This is a genomic window from Actinophytocola sp., assembly GCF_036378875.1.
Lineage (GTDB): Bacteria > Actinomycetota > Actinomycetes > Mycobacteriales > Pseudonocardiaceae > Actinophytocola.
On the sequence record NZ_DASUVO010000121.1, the window covers coordinates 22,402 to 33,550 of the forward strand.

The following is an 11,149-nucleotide window of genomic DNA, read 5'->3' on the forward strand; positions in this document are numbered from 1 at the left end:
GCTTACCGCACCGGCAGGACGAGCGGAGTTCCCGTGCGGGGATGCGCCAGCACCTCCACCTCACGCTGGTACACCCCGGTCAGCAACTCGCTGGTCAACACCATCGCCGGTGGCCCGCACGCACGCAGCCGCCCACCCGCGACCACCGCGACCCGGTCCGCGTAGGCGGCCGCCAGGTTGAGGTCGTGCAGCACCGCCAGCACGCCGGCGCCGGCCCGTGCCCGCGACACCGCCACTCGCAGCACCAGGTCCTGATGCCGCAGGTCGAGCGCCGCCGTCGGCTCGTCCAGCAGCAGGACCGGCGTGCGCTGCGCCAGCACGCGCGCGAGCGCCGCACGTGCCCGCTCACCGCCGGACAGCGTGCTGAAGGTCCGCCCCGCGAACTCCGTCACCTCCGTCTCCGCCATGGCCTCCACCACGGCCTTCTCGTCCTCGTCGGCCTGCTCCGTGCCCACCCACGGCGCCCGGCCCATGGCCACCACCTGCTCGACGGTGAACGGGAACGCCACCGCCGTGTGCTGCGGCAGCACCGACCGCCACAGCGCCAGCTCGGCCGGCCGCCACCGCCCAACCGGCCGCCCACCGACCGACACCATGCCAGAGCCCACCGACAAATCCCCGGACAGCACGCTGACCAGCGTGGACTTGCCGGCACCATTGGGCCCGACCACCGCGACGACCTCCCCGGAGGACAGCGTCAGCGAGACGTCCCGCAGCACCTCCCGACCACCACGCGACACCCCGGCGCCCTTCATGACCGCCAGCGGCTCACCAGGCGACGGCCACACCGGCGGTGTACGCCGCCTCATGCCCAGCCTCCTTGCCGGTCGCGGGTGCGCCGCAGCAGCCAGAAGAAGAACGGGCCGCCGACCAGCGAGGTCAGCATGCCGAGGGGTAACTCGGCGTTCTCGACCGCCGTGCGGGCCAGCAGGTCGGCGCTCACCACCACCAGCGCCCCACCGAGCCCACTCGCCGTGAGCAGGAGCCGGTGCGCCGGCCCGGCCACCATCCGGATCACGTGCGGCACCACCAGCCCCACGAACCCCACGATGCCGGTGAACGCCACCCCCGCGCCGACGAGCAGCGCCACCGCGAAAACCACCGTCAGCCGCAGCCGCTCAACGTGCACGCCGAGGTGCCTGGCCGGGCCGTCGCCGAGCGCGAGCAGGTCCAGCCGACCCGCCACCGACGCCGCCAGGACCAACCCGGCCGCCGCCAGCGGGCTCACGGCCGCGACCGCCTCCCATGTCGCGCCGTTGAGGCTGCCCAGCTGCCAGAACACGATCTGCTCCCGTGCCTGCGGGTCGGCGACGAAGGTCAGGAACGCGATGATGCCGAACGCGAACGCGTTGACCGCGATTCCGGTCAGCACGAGCGTGACCACCTCGGTGCGGCCGCCCGAGCGGGCCAGCACGTACACGGCGAGGGTGGTTACCAGCCCGCCGAGGAACGCCGCGACCGCGATCGTCAGGTTCCCTGCCACGGACAGACCCAGCACGATCGCCGAACACGCCCCGACCGCCGCGCCGGACGACACCCCGATCACCGCGGGCTCGGCGAGCGGGTTGCCGAACACCCCCTGTAGCAGCGCCCCGGCGACCCCGAGGCACGCGCCGACCAGCAGCGCGAGCGTCACGCGCGGGAACCGCACGGCCCACAACGCGTTCTCCCCCTGCGGATGTGCCGGCAGCGGGCCGAGGTCGAGCCCCAGGTGGTGCAGAACGGACCCCAGCACCTCATCGGGCGGGATCGCCACCTGCCCGCTGCCGGCCGCGACGAGCATCATGACAACCAACACAGCCGTGAGCCCCGCGACCAGCGGCACGCCACGCACCCGCCTGCGCACCAGGGTGTCAGCCTTCATACAGGACCTTGGCGAGCGCCGTGATCGTCCGGCCGACGCGAGGGCCGAAGCTCAGCAGGTCGGTGTCGGCGACGTCCACGATCCGGCGTGACTGCCCGGCCGGGGTCTGCCCGACACCGGGGATCCGCAGCAGCCCGTCGATCCCGCCGACCGACTCGAGCCCCTCCGACATCACCAGGATCACGTCGGGCTGCGCGTTCAGCAGACCCTCGCTCGTGATCGGCACGAACGGCTTGTCCAGCCCGATGTCCGTGCCGACGTCGACCGCGCCGACGGCCTCGATCATCGCGTCCGCGCCGGAGTCCGGACCGGACATGAGATACACGCCGGCCGAGCCACGCACGTACAGGAACGTCAGCCGGGGCGGTGTCGCGCCCTCCGGCGCCAGCGCACGGGCGGCGGTGATCTCTGCGTCCACACTGGACACCAGCTGTTCGCCGACGGAAGGCACACCCAGTGCGGCCGCCACCGCGCGGATGTGCGCCGGCACACCGGCGAGCGTCCGCTCCGGCGCGAAGAACACCACGGGGATCCCGGCTTCGCGTAGCTGCTGCTGCACCTCCGGCGGCCCGATGCTCGTGTCGGTCAGCACCACCGTGGGATCGAGGTCGAGAATGGCCTCCGCGTTGAGGTCGTGCCCGCCGGCGGTCACCACCGGAACGTTCGCGGCACTGGGAAAACCGGTCGACGAGTCCCGACCGACCACGCGGTCGCCGAGTCCGAGGCTGAACACGATCTCGCTGAGCGTGCCGTACAGGTCGACCGTGACGATCCTGTCCACACTGGACACCGTCACCTCGGCGCCGTCGTGGGACCGCACGGTCACCGGCAGCTCCGGCGTCGGGTCGGTGACGACGGGATGCACGTCGGTGTCGGTGAGCCGGGCCGTCGCCGGGCCGGACAGCGCCAGCGCGGTCGGCGCCTCCCGCGTGCCGGTCGCCACCCCACCGCATCCAGCCAACAGGAAGGCCGCGGCGAGCAGCGCCGCTACTTGTCGCACGACCCTGTCCACCCGACGCCGAGCGCCTTGCCCAGGTCGTCGAAAACCCCTCGGTTGAGCCGAAAAGCCTCGTTGGCCTCGGCGAGCAGATTGGACTGCTCCCCCACGGCCCACGACGTCGTGTCGATCAGCGCGCGGTAGGAGTCCTTGAACACCTTGGGTTTCGCGATCCGGTCGAAGATGTAGAACCGCACGCCGTCGCCGGTGAGCCCGTAGATCGTGCGCAGCTTGCTCCTGACGATCTGCCCGCCGGACAGGTCACCGAGGTAGCGCGTGTAGTGGTGTGCGACGAAACCGCTGCGGGACGAGAAACACACCTGTCGCAGGCGGTCGATGTAGCGGCTGGTCGCGGGAAGCGGCGCGACCTCGTTCCGCCAGCCGTCCCCCAAGAGCCACGCGAGGTCGGCCTCCAGCGCTTCGCGGCGCAGCAGGGCGTCGGACACGAACGGCCCGACCACGGCGTCCCCGCGCCAGCGTTCACCGGCCTCCTCGAGCACGGAGTAGAAGAGGTAGGACTGCCCGAGCAACGCCGCGTACGCCCCGCGGTCCAGCTCTCCTGCCATCAACGCGACCACGAACAGCGCCGACTCGGTCCGCTCGTGCTCCTCCCTCGTCGCGTCGCGCAGCCGTGCGGAAAGCCGTCCCACCTCAAGATCGGTCATTGTCACCCATGCTCCAGTAAAGCTAGGCTGCCCTAAGTAAACTGAGCCTAACCTAATGATTGGTGGGGCCTCTAGTGCCAAGTGGACGAACTGTCGCCGTGCTCACGGCTGCCGCGGCGATGCTGCTCGCGACGGCCACCCCCGCCTCGGCGGCGCCGAACATCACGGTCTCGAAGAGCACCGGGCTGGACCCGGCCGGCGACACGATCACGGTCAGCGGCTCGGGATTCGACGTCACGAAGGGCATCTACGTGGCCGTATGTGTCGACAACGGACCTGGCCAGGTGCCCACGCCGTGCCTCGGCGGCGCCGACACCAGCGGCGGTGGCACCGGGTCGAAGTGGATCTCGTCGAACCCACCGGCCTACAGCAAGGGCCTGACCACGCCGTACAACCCGGACGGCTCGTTCACGGTGACGCTGTCGGTGGTCGCCGTCGACCCGGTGACCGGCACGGACTGCACAAAGGTCCAGTGCTCGGCGGTCACACGTGCCGACCACACCCGCACGTCAGACCGCTCGCAGGACGCTCGCGTACCGCTGACGTTCGGCCTGCCTCCGGCTCCCACGACCACGACGACCGAGGCGCCGCCTCCTCCTCCGCCGCCGACCACCACGACCACCACGACAACGACCAGCACCACTACGACAACGACGACGACCACGACCGCGCCGGCCGTCGAGAACACCGCCGCGCCGGCCGAACCTAACCGGACCGGCTGGTGGCTCGGCGCAGGAGCCGCGGTGCTGCTCGCCGCGGTCGTCGTGCTCGTGCTGCGGGCACGCAGAAGGCGTACCGGCTGACGCGCCACCCCACCACGGAGCTGTCCGTCCCCTATCCCCCGAAGGAGCAGGTCAGCTCACCATGTCCACTCGAACCACGAAGGCGAGACCGATCGCAACGGCACTGGCCGTCGCGCTCGGCACGGCCGGACTGCTCGTCGGCTCCGCCACCGCGGCCTCAGCGGCGACCGTGTCCGGCGGACACCTCGACTGGGGTCTGAAGCAGTCGTTCCGCAACTACATCAGTGGCCCGATCGCACACGGCACGATCACCACGAGCGAGGGCGCGACGAGAAACGTCGACGGCACGTTCCGCTTCCCGTCGGCCACCGGCTCCGCCGACGCCGACGCGGACACCGCGGAGCTGGCGTTCACCGGCAAGGTCGAGTTCACCGGGCACGACGGCCTGCTCTACGTGACCATCGAGGACATCCGCGTCGCGCTCACCGGTTCCGGCGGCACGCTCGTCGCGGACGTGGTCAGCAAGTCGCTGTCCCCCGGCGGGCAGCTGACCACCTACGACGACGCCGAGTTCGCGACGCTGGCCGACACCGACCTGACCGCCGCGACCGGCACGGTGACCGGCACGGTGACCGGCACGGGCGTCGCCGCGACGCTGACCGAGGACGGTTCGCCGGCGTTCGCGGGCTTCTACCCAGCGGGCACCGCCCTCGACCCGCTGTCGTTCAGCCTGACGACCGTGCCGGATCCGGTGTGGACACCGGCCGTGACGGTGAGCAAGACCTCCGGTATCGACCCGGCGGGTGAGACGCTGAACGTGACCGGCAGCGGGTTCGACCCGGCCGCGAACGTGGGAACCCGGCCACCGCTCGCCGGCCAGCGGACCGGGATCTACCTGGTGTTCGCGAAGGTCGGGCAGCCGTGGAAGCCGTCGGAGGGCGCGCCGTCGACCGCACGGACCGTGTTGGACCAGAAGTGGGTGCTGCCGGCCGCCTCCCGGGCCGTTCTGGACCCGGCCGGCACGAACCCGGACTACGTGACACTCGCCGAGGACGGCACGTTCTCCACGAGTCTCGACGTGCTGGCGGTGACCGAGGGTGTCGCCGACTGCGCCGTCGACACCTGTGGAGTGATCACCTACGCGGCGGGTGGCGCGGTCAACGCCGCGCACGAGTTGTTCACCGCGCTGTCGTTCACGGCCGCTCCGCCGACCACCGACCCGGACCCGACCACACCGGTCGAGCCTGGTGCCGTCACGAGCGCGCGGCTCGGCTGGGGCCTGAAGCAGTCGTTCCGCACCTACGTGCGCGGCCCCATCGCGCACGGTTCCTGGACGCTCGACGGGGTGACCGGCGAGTTCCGCTGGGAGACGGTGACCTCGTCGGACTACGCGACCGGCACTGGCGGGACGACCGCGTTCGCCGGCGGGGTGCGCTTCACCGGCCACAGTGGACAGCTGGACCTGACGATCTCCCAGCCACAGGTGCGTTTCGCGGGCGGGCGCGCCGAACTGCTGCTCGACGTGCGCGGCAAGAGCCTGGAGACCGGTGAGTTCACCGAGCTGAACGATGTCGTGTTCGCCACGCTGGGCACGGCCGCCCCGAACGTCGCGAACGGCGTGGTCACCTACACCGCACTGCCCGCGACGCTGACCGAGGAGGGCGCGGCGGGCTTCGCCGGCTTCTACGAGGCAGGCACCGAACTCGACCCGGTGACCGTCACGATCGCGCTGGACGGCGCCACGCTGCCGCCAGCCGCCAACCCGACGTCGAACACGCCGACCGCCACGGCCGCGGCCACGACCAAGCTCGCCGACACGGGATCCCCCGTGCCGCCGATGATCGCGCTGGGCGTGCTCCTGATGGTGTCCGGCCTCGGTCTGGTGCGGGCTCGCCGCAGGGTCGTCGCGTAGGTTCCGCGTTCGCGGCGGCCCGTCAACGGGTCGCCGCGAACCGGGTCACCGCGCCGGAGCGCTCGATGTGGTCGACGTGCAGACCGGCGCCGGCGAGCCACTGCTCGACGTCGGCCGCAGTGCCGCCCGGCCCGAACAGCCCGCTGCGGCGGAACACCGTGAGCGCGAGGTCCTGCCGCCATCCCGCCTGCCGGACCAGCGTGTCGCCGACAAGACGGCCACCCGGTCGCAGGCAGCGGGCGAGCTCACGCACCGCGAGTGCGGGGTCGGGCAGGCAGTGCAGGCCGTTGAAGCTCACACAGAGGTCGAACTCGTTGTCGGCGAACGGCAGCCGCGTGATGTCGGCCTCCACCAGCTCGACGTCGAGGCCGAGCCGGCGGGCCTGCTGCCGGGTCCGGTCGAGCATCGTCGGCGAGATGTCCGCCGCCACGTACCGGACGTCCTGGTCACGGCGTAAGCCTCGCAGCGCCAGCCCGCCCCCGCACGGCACGTCGAGCACGGCCGTGCCGGGAGGCAGCGCGCCGAGGGTGCGGATCGTGGCGAACAGCTCCCGCGTGTCGGTGCCCCACAGGAGCGCGCCGACCGGCCGCGCGAGCCACGCCCGCTCCACCCCGTAGTCGTAGACGACGGCGTGTAGCCGTCCGGTGGCCCAGTTCGGCATGCCTCCACCGTAGCCACAGTCAGGCCAGGCGGGTCACCTCGACCGAGACCTCGATGGCGGTCGCGGCGCCGCCCGAGTAGGTGCCCTTGACCGGCGACACGTCCCCGTAGTCCCGGCCGATCGCCACCCAGATGTGCCGGGGCCCGACCTCGATGTCGTTGGTCGGGTCGAACCCCCACCAGCCGCCCGTCCACGCCGCGATCCACGCGTGGCTTTCGCCGCTGACAGTCTCGCCGATGCCCGCGTCCGGCTTGGTGTGCAGGTAGCCGGACACGTACCGGCTGGGGATGCCGATCGACCGGAGCATCAGCAGCGTGAGGTGCGCGTAGTCCTGACAGACGCCCTCGCGGGTCTGCCACGCGTCGACCGCCGACGAGTGCACGCCCGTGGTGCCGCGCTGGTAGGTGAGCTTGTCGTGCACCCACTCGGACACGGCGAGCACCGCGTCGACCGGTCGCCGTCCCTTGCGTAGCTCCCGGGCCACCGCCGCCAACTCACGGTCGCGCGGCACGTACTGGGTCCACTCCAGGTACTCGGCATACCGGTCGATGACGTCGGACGAGCGGAGCTCCGCCCAGCTGACCCCGTTGACTGGCGCACCGGCGTCGCCGGTCTCCACCACCGACGACGAGACGATCTTCAGCTCGGTGTGCGGCGCGTGCAGGTCGAACGCGGTGACCTCGGTACCCCAGTAGTCGGTGTAGCGGTAGGAACGGGTGGCCGGCGTGGTCACGACGCTGCCCACCACGAGGTTCTGCCAGCGGTTGCTCCGTGGCGTGAGCCGAGCCTCGTTGTAGGACTGGGTCACCGGCGCGGCGTACCGGTACCCAGTGGTGTGAACCACCCTGACCCGCCAGTTCACAGCGAAACCTCCGCATTGGTCCACGCCACCCACGGCACCGAGTGGAAGTATTGCAGCGCAACGGCTTCACCGACGTCGCGAACGGTCTTCTGCAGCGAGTTGAGCCGTCCGGTGAGGCCGTCGAGCAGTTCCTCGGGACGCAGGAACTCCAGATCGCTGCGGGCCTTGCCGAGCAACCGGATCGCCTCCGCCTTGGCGCCGACCCGCGCGGTCGGCCGCAGGTCCAACTGCTCCAGGCAGGACTCGGCCTGGCGCAACGCGTAGAACACCGAACGCGGGAACAACCGGTCCAGCATCAGGAACTGCACGACCCGCCCGACGTCGAGGGCGCCGCGGTAGGTGCGCAGGTACGTGTCGTGCGCGCCGGCGGACCGCAACACCGTCACCCAGCCCGGTGAGGACGGCTTGTCCCCCACCCGGGACAGCAGCAACCGCACGATCATGTCGACGCGCTCCACGTTCCGGCCGAGCACGAGGAACCGCCAGCCGTCGTCCCGGCTCATCGTCGAGTCGGCAAGCCCGGCGAACATGGCCGCCCGCTCCTCGACGAACGAGAAGAACTCGTGCGGGCCAAGGCGTTTCGCGGCCCGCTGGCGTTCCGGCACCGCGTTCCACATGGCGTTGACGCACTCCCACAGCTCGGTCGACACGACCTCCCTGGCGACGCGGGCGTTCTCCCGCGCGCTGGAGATGGACGACACGATCGAGCCGGCGTGCTCGCGGGAGAACGCGACGAGGTCGGTGAGCGGCCGGACGTCGAGGGCCTCGCCGTCCGGTGGGGTGATGCCGAGGACGGCGAGCAGCTGGCGGCTGGTCGCGTCGGCGTCCACGGTCGCGTCCTCGAGCAGGTGGTGGACGGAGACGTCGAGGATACGGGCGGTGTCGTCGGCCCGTTCGACGTATCGGCCGATCCAGTACAGCGACTCCGCGTTACGGGCGAGCACGGTCCACCCCCTGCTGCTGTTGCTGCTGTTGCTGCTGGCCCGGGGTGAGTTCCGGGCCCACTTCCGGGGCGACCTCGGGCACGGTCTGGCTCCGCGCGTCCGCGAGGCCGCTGCCGGACAGCTCGGAGTCCTGCGTCGAGGACCGGGCGGCCAGCACCCACGTGTCCTTGGAACCGCCGCCCTGCGACGAGTTCACCACCAGGCTGCCTTCGGGGATCGCCACCCGGGTCAGCCCACCCGGCAGCACGAACACCGACTTGCCGTCGTTGACCGCGAACGGCCGCAGGTCCACGTGCCTGGGACGCAGCCGCTGCCCGACCTTCGTCGGCACTGTCGACAGCTGCACAACGGGCTGCGCGATCCAACCCCTCGGGTTGGCCCGGATGCGGCGGCGCAACGCGGCCAGCTCGCGGGTGTTCGCGTTGGGCCCGAAGACGATGCCGTAGCCACCGGATCCCTCGACCGGCTTGACGACCAGCTCGGCCAGCCGGTCCATGACCTGCTGCTGCTCGTCGGGCAGCCAGCAGCGGAAGGTGTCCACATTGGGCAGGAGCATGCTCTCGCCAAGGTAGTACTTGGCGATGTCCGGCAGGTAGGTGTAGACGAGCTTGTCGTCCGCGACGCCGTTGCCGACCGCGTTCGCGATCACGACGTTGCCGGCGCGGGCCGCGTTGAGCAGGCCGGCGACCCCGAGCACCGAGTCCGGCCGGAACTGGACCGGGTCGAGGTAGTCGTCGTCGATGCGCCGGTAGACCACGTCGACCACGCGTTCGCCCTGGGTGGTGCGCATGTAGACCGTGTTGTCCCGGCAGAACAGGTCGCGGCCCTCGACCAGCTCGACGCCCATCTGGCGGGCGAGCAGCGAGTGCTCGAAGTAGGCGGCGTTGTAGACGCCCGGGGTGAGCACGACCACGTTGGGGTCGGCCACGTTGGGCGCCGCGGCAGCCCGGAGCGCCCGCAGCAGGTGGACCGCGTAGTCGCCGACCGGCCGGACCCGGTGCTTGGCGAACAGGTCGGGGAACACCCGCGCCATCGTCCGGCGGTTCTCCATCACGTACGACACCCCGGACGGGTTGCGGAGGTTGTCCTCCAGCACCCGGAAGACGCCGTCCTCGTCGCGCACGACGTCGACGCCGGAGACGTGGATGCGCACGCCGTTGGGTGGCACGAGACGCGCCGCCTGGCGGTGGAAGTGCGGGCACGACGTGATGAGGCGCTTGGGCAGCACACCGTCGCGAACGATCTGCTGGTCGCCGTAGATGTCCGTGAGGAACGCCTCCAGCGCCTTGACCCGCTGGACGATCCCCCGTTCGAGCCGTGCCCATTCGGCTGCGGCGATCACCCGGGGGATCAGGTCCAGAGGGAAGGGGCGCTCCTGCCCGGACAGCGAGAACGTGATGCCCTGGTCGACCAGCGCCCGTTCGAGTGCCTCGGCGCGGGCGCCCAGCTCGGCCGGGACGCTCTTGTCGAGCTGCTCGTGGAGCCGCCGGTAGGCCTGCCGGACGGCGCCGTCGCGGGCGAACATCTCGTCGTAGGCGCCGGCGTGCGGCCGCTTGGGGTCGAGGTAGCCGTCGAACAGCCCGGCGGGTGGCCTGCGCGCACGGGTTGATCTCTCCATCAGCAGAAACTACTCAGCTGACCGCGATCGCCGCCACCCCCGCGACCACGATCACAGCTCCGACGAGTCGTCGCGCGGGGTTCGGCTCGCCGAGGAGCAGCCAGGCGCCAAGGCTCGCGATGACGATGGACAGCTCCCGTGCCGGCGCGACCATGCTGACGGGCGCCAGCCGCAGGGCGAACAGCACGAGGAGGTAGGCGATCGGCGACAGCACGACGACGGCCAGCACGGGAAGCCGGTGCTCCCGCCAGAGCTGGCCGATCTCCTGCCTGCGCGGCCACGCGTAAGGCGCGAGCAGCAGGGTCTCCACGGCGGCCGACCCGGCCATGAGCACCAGCGGCGACACGGCCAGCGCGGTGACGGCGTGTGCGTCCCAGAGCGTGTAGGCGGCGATCAGCACACCGGTGGCGAACCCGTACGCCGCGCCACGCCCGGTGCGCAGCCCGCCGATGACGAACACCCCGGCGATGACCAGTCCCGCGCCGACGAGCGCGGTGGTCCCCGGCCGTTCGTTCAGCAGCCAGACGGCGGCCACAATGGACAGCAGTGGTCCGCTGCCACGGGCCAGCGGGTACACGACGGACAGGTCACCGACGCGATAACCGCGCTGCAGCAACAAGAAGTAGACGAGGTGCAACATCCCGGTGACCGCGATGGCCACCCACCAGACCCCCGGCACACCGTCCCGCACGACGATCACCACGGCGAACGGCAGCAGGAGGACGAAGTCCAGGGCGGCAGTCAGCCAGACGAACGAAGCACCGCCGTGCGGCACCCGCTTGGCGAAGAGATTCCACCCGGCATGGGAAAACGCGGCCCCGAGCACAAGCAAAACCGCAACCGGATGCACAGTCCCCCATCGCCACGAAACTCGCGCGCGCGT

General features: G+C 71.2%; 11 protein-coding genes. 2 read left to right on the forward strand and 9 right to left on the reverse strand.

All coding sequences use genetic code 11. The features are described from left to right. Window positions 1-2: 2 nt before the first annotated feature. Genes VF106_RS35165 through VF106_RS35180 form a run of 4 tightly spaced genes read right to left on the reverse strand, consistent with a single transcriptional unit; the run spans window position 3 to window position 3,526 of the window. Window positions 3-809, reverse strand: coding sequence for a heme ABC transporter ATP-binding protein (locus VF106_RS35165; RefSeq protein WP_330844257.1), 807 nt, complete (start codon window positions 807-809; stop codon window positions 3-5). Continuing rightward, a complete protein-coding gene (locus tag VF106_RS35170; RefSeq protein WP_330844258.1) occupies window positions 806-1,864 on the reverse strand; it encodes a FecCD family ABC transporter permease in 1,059 nt (352 codons plus the stop codon). The genes VF106_RS35165 and VF106_RS35170 overlap by 4 nt, the downstream gene beginning before the upstream one ends. Beyond that, on the reverse strand, window positions 1,854-2,864 hold the full coding sequence (locus VF106_RS35175; RefSeq protein ID WP_330844259.1) for a heme/hemin ABC transporter substrate-binding protein: 1,011 nt from the start codon (window positions 2,862-2,864) through the stop codon (window positions 1,854-1,856). The genes VF106_RS35170 and VF106_RS35175 overlap by 11 nt, the downstream gene beginning before the upstream one ends. Then, window positions 2,852-3,526, reverse strand: coding sequence for a biliverdin-producing heme oxygenase (locus tag VF106_RS35180; protein ID WP_330844260.1), 675 nt, complete (start codon window positions 3,524-3,526; stop codon window positions 2,852-2,854). The genes VF106_RS35175 and VF106_RS35180 overlap by 13 nt, the downstream gene beginning before the upstream one ends. Window positions 3,527-3,624: 98 nt before the next feature. Between VF106_RS35180 and VF106_RS35185 the strand changes: the two genes are divergently transcribed. Continuing rightward, window positions 3,625-4,329 carry a neocarzinostatin apoprotein domain-containing protein gene (locus VF106_RS35185; protein WP_330844261.1) on the forward strand — a complete coding sequence of 235 codons (705 nt, stop codon included), beginning with the start codon at window positions 3,625-3,627 and terminating at the stop codon, window positions 4,327-4,329. Window positions 4,330-4,390: 61 nt separating this feature from the next. Beyond that, a complete protein-coding gene (locus tag VF106_RS35190) occupies window positions 4,391-6,181 on the forward strand; it encodes an HtaA domain-containing protein (RefSeq protein ID WP_330844262.1) in 1,791 nt (596 codons plus the stop codon). A 22-nt stretch (window positions 6,182-6,203) separates the two neighbouring features. Here the strand turns inward: VF106_RS35190 and VF106_RS35195 are convergent, their stop codons facing one another. From VF106_RS35195 to VF106_RS35215, 5 genes are read right to left on the reverse strand one after another with little or no spacing between them, the layout of a single operon-like run. Beyond that, window positions 6,204-6,842, reverse strand: a complete 639-nt coding sequence (locus tag VF106_RS35195) for a class I SAM-dependent methyltransferase (protein ID WP_330844263.1) — start codon at window positions 6,840-6,842, stop codon at window positions 6,204-6,206. A gap of 19 nt (window positions 6,843-6,861) precedes the next feature. After that, window positions 6,862-7,704 (reverse strand): transglutaminase family protein, encoded by an 843-nt coding sequence (locus tag VF106_RS35200; protein WP_330844264.1) that lies wholly within the window; start codon window positions 7,702-7,704, stop codon window positions 6,862-6,864. Continuing rightward, window positions 7,701-8,648 carry an alpha-E domain-containing protein gene (locus VF106_RS35205; protein ID WP_330844265.1) on the reverse strand — a complete coding sequence of 316 codons (948 nt, stop codon included), beginning with the start codon at window positions 8,646-8,648 and terminating at the stop codon, window positions 7,701-7,703. Before VF106_RS35205 ends, VF106_RS35200 begins: the two co-directional genes overlap by 4 nt. Then, entirely contained in the window at window positions 8,635-10,266 is a 1,632-nt protein-coding gene (locus VF106_RS35210; protein ID WP_330844266.1) for a circularly permuted type 2 ATP-grasp protein, read from the reverse strand. Before VF106_RS35210 ends, VF106_RS35205 begins: the two co-directional genes overlap by 14 nt. 13 nt (window positions 10,267-10,279) lie before the next feature. Beyond that, a complete protein-coding gene (locus VF106_RS35215; protein WP_414639130.1) occupies window positions 10,280-11,098 on the reverse strand; it encodes an EamA family transporter in 819 nt (272 codons plus the stop codon). Between the last annotated feature and the right edge of the window lie 51 nt (window positions 11,099-11,149).